The organism is Limnohabitans sp. DCL3 (assembly GCF_048019295.1).
In the GTDB taxonomy this organism is placed as follows: Bacteria; Pseudomonadota; Gammaproteobacteria; order Burkholderiales; family Burkholderiaceae_C; genus Limnohabitans_A.
The window spans coordinates 2,897,988-2,911,718 of the sequence record NZ_CP171842.1; the positions used below are offsets into that span (position 1 = coordinate 2,897,988).

Consider the following 13,731-nt stretch of genomic DNA (forward strand, 5'->3'; position numbering starts at 1 on the left):
CTGCGTGGCCATCTGCGCGAAACCGACTCACACACACCGACTGGACCTGCGCATGAACGCCCCCACCCTGTTGACTTGGTCTGAAAAAGACACCCCGCGCTCGGCCCTGTGGCGCTCCGACCAGGTGCTGCCCAAAACCGTGGTGCTGGCCGACGACACCATGACCGCCGACACCGCTTACCGCTTGGCCTGTGCCGGCACCGGCTTGCTGTGGCGCAGCGACTTTCAGAACGCGCGGCAAATGCTTCAAGCGCTGGCAAGGCGCATCGACAAACCCAAAAAAGTCCGCGCCAAAAAGCCAGACCCCATCGCTCAGGTGATCGCCGGTGCAGCCTTTCACACCCACCGCCAGGCGCAAGCCCAACGCACGCGCATCCTGAGCCAGGTCTTGATTGAGCTCAATGGCGACTACGGCATTGCGCTGCGCCGCGCCCCCGACGTCCAAGCCGCCTGCCTGCAAGCTTTTGGCTCGGCCAATGGGCAAGCCTCGGTGATCTCGCTGCGCAGCTTGCAAGGCGTGATTGGTGCGTTTGAATGGCGCAAGAATGGCGTTGAAGTGCCCGCCATGGGCGAGGCTTTGCGCATTTACCCGCACTACGGCGTGTTCTCACCGGTGCGCGGCGAATACGTGGAACTGGTCGCCAAAGCTCCGTTGCCCGAAGCACTCCAGACCCACGCTGTGGCTTTTGACATTGGTGTGGGCACAGGCGTTTTATCGGCTGTGATGGCGCGGCGCGGTGCGGCACAGGTGGTGGGCACGGACATGTCCGAGCGCGCCTTGGCCTGCGCCTTGGACAACTTGCAACGCTTGGGCCTGCAAAATCAGGTGAAACTGGTTCAAACCAACCTCTTCCCGGAAGGCCGGGCAGCGCTGGTGGTCTGCAACCCACCTTGGCTGCCCGCCCGCCCCACCACCTTGCTAGAGCAAGCCGTCTACGACGAGGGCAGCCAAATGCTCAAGGGCTTTTTGAAGGGTTTGCCCGAGCACTTGTATGAAGGCGGCGAAGGTTGGCTGGTCTTGTCGGACCTGGCCGAACACTTGGGCCTGCGCACCCGTGAGGCCCTGCTGGGCTGGATCGCTGAGGCAGGCCTGCAGGTGTTGGGCCGCATGGATGTGAAGCCTGTGCACGCCAAAGCCCAGGATGCCAGCGACCCGCTGCACGCCGCACGTGCGGCCGAAGTCACCTCGCTTTGGCGCTTGGGTGTGGCGGGCTGATCACACCCGAGCCAGCACGGGCCCCAACGCCACACCGGTGTGGGTGCCCAAGCGCACCAGCGCCTCAGGTGTCATGGCCGCCACAATGCGCCCGCCGGCGTTGCCGCCTTCGGGCCCCAGGTCAATGACCCAATCGGCCTCGGCGATCACATCCAAGTCGTGCTCGATCACGATCACGCTGTGGCCTGCATTCACCAATCGGTGCAGCACACTGATGAGCTTGTCCACATCGGCCATGTGCAGGCCCACCGTGGGTTCGTCCAGCACATAAAGCGTATGCGGTGCTTTGTTGCCCCGCTTGCCCACTTCGTCGCGCACCTTGGTCAGTTCGGTCACCAGCTTGATGCGCTGCGCCTCACCACCGCTGAGCGTGGGTGAAGGTTGGCCCAAGGTCAGGTATCCCAAGCCCACGTCTTTGAGCAGCTGCAGCGGGTGCGCGATGCTGGGCATGCTGGCGAAAAAGTCCACCGCTTCGTCCACTTCCATCTGCAGCACATCGCCGATGCTCTTGCCGCGCCAGGTCACCGCCAAGGTCTCCGGGTTGAAGCGGGCACCGCGGCAGGTTTCGCAGTGCACTTTCACGTCGGGCAAAAAGCTCATCTCAATGGTGCGCATGCCCTGGCCTTCGCAGCTGGGGCAACGGCCTTCGCCGGTGTTGAAGCTGAAACGCCCGGCGGCGTAGCCACGGGCTTTGGCCTCCAAGGTCTCGGCAAAGAGTTTGCGAATCGTGTCCCAAAAACCAATGTAGGTGGCGGGGCAAGAGCGTGGTGTTTTGCCGATGGGGGTTTGGTCCACTTCCAGCACGCGGTCGATCGTCTCAAAACCCTGCACATCGCTGCACGCGCTCAAGGCCACGCGTTGGCCTGCATCTTGCGCGGTGCGGCCTGCCAAGGTGGAGCGCTGGCTGACCAAGGCCTGCACGTTGGCCAGCAACACGTCACGGGCCAAGGTGGATTTACCAGAACCGCTGACGCCGGTCACGGCAACCAACCGCTTGAGTGGCACCTGCACATCGACCTGGCGCAGGTTGTGCAGGTTGGCACCTGTGAGCGTGAGCCATTGCAAATCCACACCACCCGTCGCTTCTTTGTGTGGCGGTGGCGTGGGCGCCGATTTTGGCGTACCCCCGCCGTATGAGGCGCCCGCGCCACCGCTCCACAAAGAAGCATCCACCAAACGACGCATCTGCATAGGATGCTTCATCGCATGCAACAAATAGCGCCCCGTCTGCGAATCGGCAGACGCCGTGATGTCCGCCACCGAGCCTTGCGCCACCAAACGGCCACCACGTTTGCCCGCACTCGGGCCAATGTCGATGATGTGGTCAGCACGGCGAATCGTGTCTTCGTCGTGCTCCACCACCACCAAGGTGTTGCCTTTGTCGCTCAAGCTTTGCAGGGCGTTGAGCAAAATATGGTTGTCGCGGGCGTGCAGACCGATGGTGGGCTCGTCGAGCACATAGCACACGCCCTGCAAGTTGCTGCCCAGTTGCGCAGCCAATCGGATGCGCTGCGCCTCGCCGCCCGACAAGGTGGGCGCACCCCGATCCAGCGTGAGGTAACCCAAGCCCACTTCTTCGAGGAATTCGAGGCGACTCTTGATCTCGGGCACCAAGTCGCGGGCGATGTCGGCATCGCGCCCCATCAGTTGCAGCTTGTCCACCCAGTGCCTCACATCGGTCACCGACAAACTGGCGATGTCGGTGATGCGCCAGCCCTGGCCAGGGGCTGAACCCAGACGCACGGCGCGCGCCGTGGCATTCAGGCGGGTACCTTCACAGCTGGGGCAGGCCACGTTGGCCAAGTCTTCGATCTCGGGTTCGGCAAAGGTTTTTTCGCGGCCTTTGTCCTTGTCGTCTTGCACCGAGTCGTCAAACACTTGGCGTTCGTCTTTGCTGAGCTTGACGCCCGTGCCCACGCAATCGGGGCACCAGCCGTGTTTGCTGTTGTACGAGAACAAGCGCGGGTCGAGTTCGGCATACGAGGTGTCGCAGGCCGGGCAAGCCCGCAGCGTCGAAAACACGCGGTGCTGCCCAATGCGGGCGGTGGACTCGCCGCTGAACATGGCTTCACGCAAGCCGTCCAGATCGCTCAGCACATGCACCACGCCTTTGCCGTGTTCCAGTGTTTTGCTCAGGGCTTGGCGCAGCGCAGTTTCGTTGGTGGGCAACACATCGAGGCTGGCCACTGGCAGTTCAATGTTGTGTTCTTTGAAACGGTCGATGCGCGGAAAGCCTTGTGTGGGCAAAAAGTCGCCATCGACACGCAAGTGCGTGTAGCCGCGCGGCCGTGCCCAATCGGCCAATTCGGTGTAAACGCCTTTGCGGTTGTTGACCAGCGGGGCGAGCAGGCCAATGTGCTGCCCCCGGAACTGCGTCATCAGCTGCGCGATGATGCTGTCGGGCGTTTGCGGCTGCACCGGCGTGTTGTCGTGCACGCAATGCTGGATGCCCAGCTTCACATAGAGCAAGCGCAAAAAGTGCCAGACCTCGGTGGTGGTGCCCACGGTGGATTTTCGCCCACCGCGTGACAAGCGCTGCTCAATCGCCACGGTGGGCGGAATGCCGTACACCGCGTCCACCTCGGGGCGGCCAGCGGGCTGCACGATGGCGCGGGCGTAAGCGTTCAGGCTTTCCAGGTAGCGTCGCTGGCCTTCGTTGAACAGGATGTCAAACGCCAGCGTGGACTTGCCGGAGCCGCTCACCCCAGTGACCACGTTGAAGCTGCCGCGCGGGATGTTGACGCTCAGGTTTTTGAGGTTGTGTTCTTTGGCGTTGACGATTTGGATTTTGTTGTTGAGCACAGGTGCGCGTTTGGCAGGCATGGCGGTAGCCCCTGCGCCGTCAAGACCCGAAGCTCTCGAGGGCGAGGCTGCGGTGTCAGCGGGTGACGATTTGGGCGTACCCCCGCCGTATGAGGAACCCGCTGACACCGCAGCCTCGCCCCCACCCACGTACTCACCCGCGTTCAATCGCTCAGCCACACCAAACACCTCGCCCATCGCAGCCGCGTACTCCCGCAACGCCAGCCCCGTGTGCGATGTCGCATGCTGGCGCACATCTTCGGGCGTGCCCTCGGCCACGATCAAGCCCCCGGCATAACCGCCCTCTGGTCCCAAGTCGATCAGCCAATCGCTGGCGCGGATCACGTCCAGGTTGTGCTCAATGACGATGAGCGAATGCCCCGCTTCGAGCAGCTTGCGCAAAGCCCGCATGAGCTTGGCGATGTCGTCAAAGTGCAGGCCGGTGGTCGGCTCGTCAAACAAAAACAGCGTGCCCTTTCGCGCCAGACTCTGGCGGCTTTTGGACGCGCTTTTGGCGGCTTCGGCCAAAAAGCCTGCGAGCTTGAGGCGTTGCGCCTCTCCGCCCGACAAGGTCGGCACCGGTTGGCCCAACTTCACGTATTCCAAGCCCACATCCACAATGGGTTGCAAGGCGCGGATCACGTCACGGTCCTGCGCGAACAGGGCAGCAGCTTCGCTCACCGTCAAGTCCAGCACATCGGCCACATTCAGGTGACGCGTGGCCCCGCCAATGGCCTGGCGCTCCATCGTGATTTCCAAAATCTCGGGGCGGTAGCGCTTGCCATCGCAGTCGGGGCAACGCAAATACACATCGCTCAAGAACTGCATCTCGACATGCTCAAAACCCGAGCCGCCACACGTGGGGCAGCGCCCATCGCCGCCGTTGAAGCTGAACTTGCTGGCGGTGTAGCCGCGCTGGCGCGACAGCGGCGCGGTCGCAAAAATCTCGCGGATCGCGTCCCACGCCCCCACATAGCTCACCGGGTTGGACCGGGCGGTTTTGCCGATGGGCGACTGGTCCACAAACACCACATCGCTCAGGTGGTCAGCGCCCAGCAAGCGGTCGTGTGCGCCGGGGGTTTCAGTGGCTTTGCCAAAGTGGCGCATCAGCGCCGGGGCCAGCACGTCTTGGATCAAACTCGACTTGCCCGAACCGCTCACGCCGGTGATGGTCACCAGCCTTTGCAGCGGAAAATCCACGCTGATGTTTTGCAGGTTGTGCTCGCGTGCGCCTTCCAAAATCAAACGCGGGGTGCTGTCGGTGACCATGCGCTTGAAGCCCAGGCCCACTTGCTTGCGCCCGCCCAGATACGCGCCTGTCAGCGTGTCGGCGTTGCGCAAGTCGGCGGTCGTGCCGTCAAACACAATTTGCCCGCCGCGCTCGCCGGGGCCAGGGCCCATGTCGATCATCCGGTCAGCAGTCATCATCACGGCCGGGTCGTGCTCGACCACCACCAAGGTATTGCCGGCGTCACGCAGGCGGTGCATGGCCAAGGTGATGCGGTGCATGTCGCGAGGGTGCAGGCCGATGCTGGGCTCGTCGAGCACGAACAAGGTGTTGACGAGGCTGGTGCCCAGGGCGGTGGTGAGGTTGATGCGCTGCACTTCGCCACCGCTGAGCGTGCGGCTTTGGCGGTCGAGGGTGAGGTAACCAATGCCCACGTCGCACAGGTATTTGAGGCGGGTGGTGATTTCTTCGAGGAGCAGTTGCAGGGCTTTTTGTTCGGCGCTTTTGCCGTGGTTGGTTTCCTTCGTGGTTTCTTCGGAGGTTCGGTCTGCATCAGAGCGGGGGGTGGGCGCTTCATACGGCGGGGGTACGCCAAAATCGTCGCCCGCCCCCCGCTCTGACGCAGACCTTGTGGTCGATGGATCGTCTTGCGACATCTCTGTCGCTCCAATAATCGCCGTCTTGGTGACTCCGCGTGTCGATGCGTTTGCACCCGCCCCTATGGCTTTGGCCGGGGATGGGCTGGGCGACGATTTTGGCGTACCCCCGCCGTATGAGGAGCCCAGCCCATCCCCGGCCGGAGCCTCCCCTGCAGCTACAGACGCAAATCCCGAAGCCGACACCCGGTCAAAGAACAATCGCAACCGATCGAGCGGCATGATCATCATGTCGTGCAAACTCAAACCCGGCAGCGCCTCCAACTGCGCCCGCGTCCACTTCACGCCCGCAGGCATGAAACGCTTTTCCACCGGCAACACCCCATCGGCATCCGAATGGCTGCCAATGCGCCAGAGCAAACTCTCGGTCTTCAAACGCGCCCCTTGGCACGTCGGGCACTCGGTGTAACTGCGGTACTTGGACAAGAGCACACGGATGTGCATCTTGTAGGCCTTGCTCTCCAAGTACTCGAAGAAACGCTTGACGCCATACCACTGGTGGTTCCAGCGGCCCTTCCACTCGGGCGAGCCGTTGATCACCCAATCTTGCTGCGCTTGGGTCAGCTTGTCCCACGCCGTGTCGCGCGGAATGCCTGCGGCCTCAGCGTGGCGCATCAGGTCGTCTTGGTTTTCTTGCCAGGCGGGCGTTTGCAGTGTCTTGATGGCCCCCGCACGCAGCGTGAGCTTGGGGTTGGGTATGACCAGGCCGTAGTCGACGCCGATCACGCGCCCAAAGCCCCGGCAGGTTTCGCACGCACCCACGGCCGAATTGAAAGAGAACATCGACGGGATCGGGTCGGTGTAGCGCAAATCGCTGTCGGGGCAATGCAGGCCTGTGGAAAAGCGCCAGATGTCGAAGGCCGGCTCCGAGGAAGAAGATAAATTGGGATCTGACCCCAATTTCTCCACGTACACATTCAGGCGGCCGCCGCGTTTCAGGGCCACTTCGATGGCTTCTACAACGCGGGCTTTTTCGGCGGTGCCGACGCGAAAGCGGTCGGCAATGACATCCAGCACTTGACGCGGACCAGTGGGGGTGGCCACTTCACGTTCAGCCTGCACCTTGGTGAAGCCGCTGGCAGATAACCACTGCTCAACCTGCTCGGCGCTGGTGTTGGCGGGCAGCTCGACCGGGAAGGTCAGGTACAGGCGCGGATCGCCTGCTTGCGCGGCACGCTGAGCCAGTTCGGCGTAAATGGTGTCGGGGTTGTCGTGGCGCACGGGCTGCGCAGTGTCTTTGTCGAACAACTGGCCCAAACGGGCGAACAACAACTTCAGGTGGTCGTTCAACTCGGTCATGGTGCCCACGGTGGAGCGCGAACTGCGCACCGGGTTGGTCTGGTCAATGGCAATGGCCGGGGGCACGCCCTCAACCTTGTCGACGGCCGGCTTGTCCATGCGGTCCAAAAACTGACGGGCGTAGGCGCTGAAAGTCTCCACATAGCGTCGCTGTCCCTCGGCGTAAAGCGTGTCGAACACCAAGCTCGACTTGCCCGAACCACTGGGCCCGGTGACGACGGTCAACTCACCCGTGCGGATGTCCAGATCGAGGTTTTTGAGGTTGTGCTGGCGGGCACCACGGATACGGATGAGACCTTGGGACATGCTGGGCTTTTTGGGGTGGAGGCCAAACATTCTAGGTCGCGGACGGTGACCTGTCTGATGCCCAAAAGAAAAGCCACGCAATGGCGTGGCTTCGCGTCGGGGCACCTTGCAAAAGCCAAGTGCCCGCAGTCAGCAGTGCTTACTTGGCAGCGCTGGCGTCAGCAGCAGGGGCTGCAGCGGGTGCAGCAGCAGGTGCATCGGCTTTGGCGGGCTCCACATGCACAGCGTCAGCGCCATGCTTTTCGCCGCTCATGTCCAGGCTGTCGCCGCCTTTACCAATCACATACAAAGCCAAGCCAGCAAAGATCACGAATCCAACAACGATTTTCCACATAGTTCAACTCCAGTAATGAAAAAGGCCCTCCACAGAGGGAAGGCCCGAAATGTAGCACCCGAGTCACCCCGGGATACTTACAAGATTGATCAGTCGTCAGCGTAGATGTCGACGTCTTTGGTTTCTTTGATGAACAAGCCACCGATCACGACGGTTGCGCCAGCGATGATGATGGGGTACCACAGACCGTTGTACATGTTGCCGGTCTGGGCCACGATCGCGAAGGCGGTTGTGGGCAGCAAACCACCGAACCAGCCGTTACCGATGTGGTAAGGCAAGGACATGGAGGTGTAACGGATGCGGGTGGGGAACATCTCCACCAGCATGGCGGCGATCGGGCCGTACACCATGGTCACCAGCAGCACCAAGTAGGTGAGGATGATGATGACGGTGACCTTGTCGAACTTGGCCATGTCGGCTTTGACGGGGTAGTTCGCGGCCTTCAGAGCTGCGCCCAGGTTGGAAGCCAACAAAGTGGCACCCGCGGTCTTCTCGTTGCTCAGGTCTTTGACGGACTTGGTGGCCGCTTCGATGGCCTTGGCATCTTTGGGTTCTGCAGCGTTCAGGGCAGCCAGCTTTTCCTCGGCTTTGGCCTTGGCAGCAGCGATGTCTTCAGCCGAGTATTTCACGTTCACCACGGTCTCGCCCACCTTGATGATGGCAGGGGTACCAGCGGGTGCGACTTCGTTCGAGTAGCTCACCGATGCGCCAGCCAAACGTTGCTTGGCGATGTCGCAAGAGGAAGTGAACTTCTTGGTGCCTGTGGGGTTGAACTGGAACGAGCACTCGGCTGGGTCAGCAATCACCACCACTTGCGATGCAGCTTGTGCAGCGTACAAGTCTGGGTTAGCCGCCTTGGTCAAGGCCTTGAACACGGGGAAGTAAGTCAAAGCAGCCAACAAGCAACCGGCCAAAATGATTGGCTTGCGGCCAATTTTGTCAGACAAAGCGCCGAACACGATGAAGAACGGTGTGCCGATGATCAAGGAGATCGCGACCATGATGTTGGCGGTGGCGCCGTCCACTTTCAACGCTTGAGTCAAGAAGAACAAAGCGTAGAACTGACCGGAGTACCAGACCACCGCTTGACCCGCGGTCAAACCGATCAGGGCCAAGATCACGATTTTCAGGTTTTTCCACTGGCCGAAAGACTCGGACAGAGGGGCTTTGGAGGTCTTGCCTTCGGCTTTCATTTTCACGAAAGCAGGCGACTCGTTCATGCTCAAGCGGATGAAGACCGAAATGATCAACATGATGATCGAGACGATGAACGGCACGCGCCAGCCCCAGTCGGCGAAGGCTTCTTCACCGATGATGGTGCGGGTGCCCAGAATCACCATCAAGGACAAGAACAAGCCCAAAGTGGCTGTGGTCTGGATCCAGGCGGTGTAAGCACCGCGCTTGCCAGCAGGTGCGTGCTCGGCCACATAGGTGGCGGCACCACCGTACTCACCACCCAAGGCCAAGCCTTGCAACAAGCGCAGGCAGATCAGGATGACGGGTGCGGCCACGCCGATGCTGGCGTAGTTGGGCAAGATGCCCACGATGAAGGTCGAAGCACCCATGATCAGGATGGTGACCAGGAAGGTGTACTTGCGGCCGATCATGTCGCCCAAGCGGCCGAAGAAGATCGCGCCGAAGGGACGCACGATGAAGCCCGCAGCAAACGCCAGCAAAGCGAAGATGAAAGCAGAGCCTTCGTCCAAGCCGCTGAAGAACTGCTTGGCAATGATCGCGGCCAACGAGCCGTAGAGGTAAAAGTCATACCATTCGAAAACGGTACCCAGAGAAGAGGCAAAAATCACCTTCTTCTCTTCCGCCGACATCGGGCGGTTTGCTTCAGTTGTAGCCATAAAGCTGTCTCCAAAAAAGAGTCTCCGACACGGAAACTTGGCGCGATTCTTGGGGCCTGCACTTGCCCCGTTCTGACAGGGAACCAACAGATACTTACAAACAAGCGCTAACCCTAGGTATTTTTTTCATAATGAGAAAAATGCGGGAAAGACAAGGGTAATCCCTGTGATTTATTTGGCTGGAATATGCGCATCCCCCTGCGTTGGCGGCTCACATCGAACTGGCCCTCCCCACCCAGACCGTGTCATTGGCCCGCCATTGAACACACGCTCACCTCCTCAGCCTTTCTTGATGCCTGCCCGCTGGCTTGTCCACCCCCGAACAATCCCGGATGAAATCGGTCCCAATTTCTCGGTGTTTTCCCTTGAAACAAGGTCTGCAAGTTGCGCTCGAAGGCTCGAAAAATGTAAGCCTCTTGTCAGGTTCATCATTTCTCCCAATGAGGCCCCTCCAAGATCGGCAAAAAAAGCCATTTGCCCATTTTCCAAAAGGGTTTTCGGCCGGTTAGACGAACAACGGGGCAATTCATAGAATCCGGAAAATTTCTTGACCCACATCAAATTCATCATGTTGCTCGCCGTTGTCATCGCCAAAAGTCTGATCGAACTCTCCCTCATGTTCATCGTCGGACGTTTCTTGTTGGGCTTGCTTGCAGGCACCAACCGTGACCACAACGTTTTTTGGCAACTGCTGGATGTGGCCTCCAAGCCAGCGCTGTGGCTCACACGCAAAATCAGCCCCAAATTGATACTGGACCAACATATACCGCTGGCCACCAGCAGCTGGCTTTTGATCGCCTGGGTGGCTGTGGTGCAACTGAAAATAGAGCTTTGCCTCGAACTGGGGATCGCTGCATGTCAGTGAACACCCCCTCCATTGCCGGTAGCTCCCGCACAGCCCACCGGGGCAGGTGTTTTGGCTTGCGCCTCTTGGCCAAAATTCTTTTGGTCATCGGCTTGCGAAACAAAGCCCATGAGGTCTTTCAAAAGATCCTCGAGATCAACCCACAGGATGTTTTGGCCCTGAACAGCGTGGGTTTTAAAGAATTGAACGATCGACGGTTGATTCAGGCTTTGGAATTTTTTGAACGGGCTTTGGTGCTCACGCCGAACCAAGCCAATGCCCACTTCAATGTGGGTTTCGTCTGCGAAGAATTGGGACGCAGCCACGAAGCCGAACAAGCATTCAGGTCTGCCATTCGCATCGACGAAAAAATGGACCGCGCCTGGTACGGCTTGGGCTTGGTGTTGGTGCGCCAGCAACGTTTTGAAGCGTCTTTGGTCGCCTTCAGGCGCAACACCGAATTGCAATCCATGAGCCCTTATGCCTGGTACCAAATGGCCCGTGTGCACATGGAGATGGCCGAACCCGACAAGGCGCTGGACGTGATGCGGCACTTGAATGGTTTCGAACCCCAAGTGGCCGCACAACTCGAACGAGAAACTGGGCTCCGGTTGAACAAGGCTGCGTGAGTCCAGCGCCACCGCATGGTGGCTGAGCATTTCAAGTGTGACAGTCGGTAGTTTATTTTTTTAACAAGAAGGAGATAACGATGCAGCTCACCGCTCGGCACCAGGAGTACTGGGGCAAAAATCTAAGAATCACGGGGCTGCTGCTGGCCCTTTGGTTCTTTGTGACGTTTGTGGTTTTGTACTTTTCACGTGACTTGACGTTCAGCTTTTTTGGCTGGCCATTCTCGTTTTGGGTAGCCGCCCAAGGGGCATTGATCGTGTACTGCCTGATCATTTGGTATTACGCGCGCTACATGAACAACCTCGACAAAGAATATGGCGTGGCAGAAGGAGAAGAAGCATGAGCATTTTTGCCGGCGAAGGCCAAACCCAAGGCCAATTTCAGAAATCTTTGAACAAAGTTTTCATGTTCTACGGCGGAGGTTTCGCAGCCTTCGTGATTTTGCTCGCCTTCCTTGAGCAAATGGGTATGCCCAAAGAGTACATTGGTTACGCCTTCCTGGCGGCCACCGTACTTTTGTACGGCGGCATCGGTGTGATGAGTCGCACCAACGACGCGGCCGAATACTATGTAGCCGGTCGCCGTGTACCGGCCATGTACAACGGCATGGCCACCGGTTCAGACTGGATGTCAGCAGCCTCCTTCATCGGTATGGCCGGTACGCTCTACCTGACAGGTTACGGCGGACTGGCCTTCATCTTGGGCTGGACCGGCGGCTACTGTTTGGTGGCGCTGTTCCTGGCCCCTTACCTGCGCAAGTTTGGTCAGTTCACCATCCCTGACTTCTTGGGTGCACGCTATGGCGGCAACATGGCACGTCTGATTGGTGTGTTTGCAGCCATCTTGGTGTCCTTCGTTTACGTGGTGGCGCAGATCTTCGGGGTGGGCTTGATCACAGCCCGCTTGACGGGCCTGTCCTTCGACGTGGGTGTGTATGTCGGCTTGGCCGGCATCTTGGTCTGCTCATTCTTGGGCGGTATGCGCGCAGTGACTTGGACCCAAGTGGCGCAATACCTGATTTTGATCGTGGCTTACATGATCCCCGTGGTCTGGTTGTCGGTCAAACACACCAACATGCCCGTGCCTCAGATCTCGTATGGCTATCTGCTTGAAAAAGTCAGCGCCAAAGAAGAGCTGCTGCTGAAAGACCCCAAAGAACTCGAGGTTCGCGGTATCTTCAAAGCACGTGCGGATGCGGCCGCTGAAAAGCTGAAAGATGTGCCAGCAGCCATGGCCGCTGACAAAGAAGCTGCCACCAAAAAGCTGGAAGAGCTGAAAGCGGCCAACGCGCCAGCAGCAGACATCAAGGCCGCCGAGGCCGCTGTTGCCGCTTTGCCAAAGGACGAGGCGGCGGCCAAGGCGGCCTACACAGCAGCCCGCACCACCAACACCGCCCGTGCAGCCCCACCCCTGCGTCATGCTGAGCCATTTCCAGGCAAAGACGACGCTGCCCGAGATGTGGCACGTAAAAACTTCTTGGCGCTGGTCTTTTGCTTGATGATTGGTACGGCTGCATTGCCTCACATCTTGATGCGCTTTTACACTGTTCCGTCGGTGCGTGAAGCGCGTGAGTCGGTGGCTTGGTCGCTGTTCTTCATCTCGCTGCTGTACTTCACAGCGCCAGCATTGGCAGTGTTGGTCAAATTTGACATTTACACGCTGCTGGTGGGCACCCCCATGGACCAACTGCCGGGGTGGATTGCACGCTGGAACGTGGTTGACCCCACGCTGATGGCTGTGTCTGACATCAACAAAGATGGCATTTTGCAGTTGGCAGAAATCCGCCTGGGTGGTGACATTGTGGTCTTGGCAACACCGGAGATCGGCGGCTTGCCGTTCGTGATTTCTGGTTTGGTGGCAGCAGGGGGTCTGGCTGCGGCTTTGTCCACGGCCGATGGCTTGTTGCTCACCATTGCCAACGCCTTGTCGCACGATGTGTATTACAAAGTGATTGATCCCAATGCCTCGGCCAACCGCCGCGTGGCAATCTCCAAAGTCATTTTGGTGTTCGTGGCCTTGGCGGCTGCTTATGTCGCATCGCTGCGCATGGCGGACATTTTGTTTCTGGTGTCTGCGGCATTTTCATTTGCAGCAGCAGCCTTTTTCCCGGCGTTGACCCTGGGCATCTTCTGGAAACGTGCCAACAAATGGGGCGCTTCTTTGGGCATGTTGGCGGGTTTGGGCATCTCGTTCTATTACATGATCAAGACACATCCTTGGATGTACGGCTTATTCCATGAGGGTTCGCTGACGCCTGAAATCCTCAAAGCCAACACCTGGTGGGACATCGCACCCATCTCAGCCGGTATCTTTGGTGTGCCTGTCGGCTTCGCAGTGATCATCGTCGTGTCGTTGCTGACCAAAGCACCTGAGAAAGAAGTTCAGGATCTGGTGGAAAACGTCCGATTCCCCAGCTTTGATGGTACGACTTCGCAAGGCACTGCCGCGCATTGAGAGGGCCAAGTGGGCGGGCATGGCCTTGCCAACCTGATCACTTTTGCACAGTCACCCGATCACATCACATGTGGTCGGGTTTTTTTATGGCGTCCTGCCGGCATGCAAG

Annotated in this window: 9 protein-coding genes; 5 read left to right on the forward strand and 4 right to left on the reverse strand. The window is 59.3% G+C overall.

Going from position 1 to position 13,731, the window contains the following annotated elements:
- Window positions 1-52 precede the first annotated feature (52 nt).
- Complete coding sequence (locus ACHEXK_RS13060) at window positions 53-1,216, forward strand: methyltransferase (RefSeq protein ID WP_416546750.1); 1,164 nt, start codon at window positions 53-55, stop codon at window positions 1,214-1,216.
- Here ACHEXK_RS13060 and ACHEXK_RS13065 read toward each other — a convergent pair whose 3' ends face one another.
- The 4 genes from ACHEXK_RS13065 to ACHEXK_RS13080 form a co-directional block, all read right to left on the reverse strand.
- Complete coding sequence (locus ACHEXK_RS13065) at window positions 1,217-7,507, reverse strand: excinuclease ABC subunit UvrA (protein WP_416546751.1); 6,291 nt, start codon at window positions 7,505-7,507, stop codon at window positions 1,217-1,219.
- Between the two features lie 139 nt (window positions 7,508-7,646).
- The gene (locus ACHEXK_RS13070; RefSeq protein ID WP_416546752.1) at window positions 7,647-7,841 is read right to left on the reverse strand and encodes a hypothetical protein; all 195 of its coding nucleotides are present in this window, start codon (window positions 7,839-7,841) and stop codon (window positions 7,647-7,649) included.
- A gap of 89 nt (window positions 7,842-7,930) precedes the next feature.
- Window positions 7,931-9,694 (reverse strand): MFS transporter, encoded by a 1,764-nt coding sequence (locus ACHEXK_RS13075; RefSeq protein ID WP_416546753.1) that lies wholly within the window; start codon window positions 9,692-9,694, stop codon window positions 7,931-7,933.
- Window positions 9,695-9,973: 279 nt separating this feature from the next.
- Window positions 9,974-10,264, reverse strand: coding sequence for a hypothetical protein (locus ACHEXK_RS13080; RefSeq protein ID WP_416546754.1), 291 nt, complete (start codon window positions 10,262-10,264; stop codon window positions 9,974-9,976).
- Between ACHEXK_RS13080 and ACHEXK_RS13085 the strand changes: the two genes are divergently transcribed.
- From ACHEXK_RS13085 to ACHEXK_RS13100, 4 genes are all read left to right on the forward strand, one after another.
- Window positions 10,263-10,559 carry a hypothetical protein gene (locus ACHEXK_RS13085; RefSeq protein WP_416546755.1) on the forward strand — a complete coding sequence of 99 codons (297 nt, stop codon included), beginning with the start codon at window positions 10,263-10,265 and terminating at the stop codon, window positions 10,557-10,559. The two genes, ACHEXK_RS13080 and ACHEXK_RS13085, sit on opposite strands and share 2 nt — an antisense overlap.
- A complete protein-coding gene (locus ACHEXK_RS13090; RefSeq protein ID WP_416546756.1) occupies window positions 10,550-11,167 on the forward strand; it encodes a tetratricopeptide repeat protein in 618 nt (205 codons plus the stop codon). The genes ACHEXK_RS13085 and ACHEXK_RS13090 overlap by 10 nt, the downstream gene beginning before the upstream one ends.
- Window positions 11,168-11,247: 80 nt before the next feature.
- Window positions 11,248-11,511, forward strand: coding sequence for a DUF4212 domain-containing protein (locus ACHEXK_RS13095; protein WP_416546757.1), 264 nt, complete (start codon window positions 11,248-11,250; stop codon window positions 11,509-11,511).
- The gene (locus ACHEXK_RS13100) at window positions 11,508-13,622 is read left to right on the forward strand and encodes a sodium:solute symporter family protein (protein WP_416546758.1); all 2,115 of its coding nucleotides are present in this window, start codon (window positions 11,508-11,510) and stop codon (window positions 13,620-13,622) included. Before ACHEXK_RS13095 ends, ACHEXK_RS13100 begins: the two co-directional genes overlap by 4 nt.
- The last annotated feature ends 109 nt before the right edge of the window (window positions 13,623-13,731 follow it).

Excerpts from the sequence above, each read along its gene's own strand:
- ACHEXK_RS13090 (WP_416546756.1), top strand. The coding sequence starts at position 10,550 with ATGTCAGTGAACACCCCCTCCATTGCCGGTAGCTCCCGCACAGCCCAC.
- ACHEXK_RS13075 (WP_416546753.1), bottom strand. The coding sequence starts at position 9,694 with ATGGCTACAACTGAAGCAAACCGCCCGATGTCGGCGGAAGAGAAGAAG.
- ACHEXK_RS13080 (WP_416546754.1), bottom strand. The coding sequence starts at position 10,264 with ATGATGAATTTGATGTGGGTCAAGAAATTTTCCGGATTCTATGAATTG.
- ACHEXK_RS13095 (WP_416546757.1), top strand. The coding sequence starts at position 11,248 with ATGCAGCTCACCGCTCGGCACCAGGAGTACTGGGGCAAAAATCTAAGA.
- ACHEXK_RS13065 (WP_416546751.1), bottom strand. The coding sequence starts at position 7,507 with ATGTCCCAAGGTCTCATCCGTATCCGTGGTGCCCGCCAGCACAACCTC.
- ACHEXK_RS13100 (WP_416546758.1), top strand. The coding sequence starts at position 11,508 with ATGAGCATTTTTGCCGGCGAAGGCCAAACCCAAGGCCAATTTCAGAAA.
- ACHEXK_RS13085 (WP_416546755.1), top strand. The coding sequence starts at position 10,263 with ATGTTGCTCGCCGTTGTCATCGCCAAAAGTCTGATCGAACTCTCCCTC.
- ACHEXK_RS13070 (WP_416546752.1), bottom strand. The coding sequence starts at position 7,841 with ATGTGGAAAATCGTTGTTGGATTCGTGATCTTTGCTGGCTTGGCTTTG.
- ACHEXK_RS13060 (WP_416546750.1), top strand. The coding sequence starts at position 53 with ATGAACGCCCCCACCCTGTTGACTTGGTCTGAAAAAGACACCCCGCGC.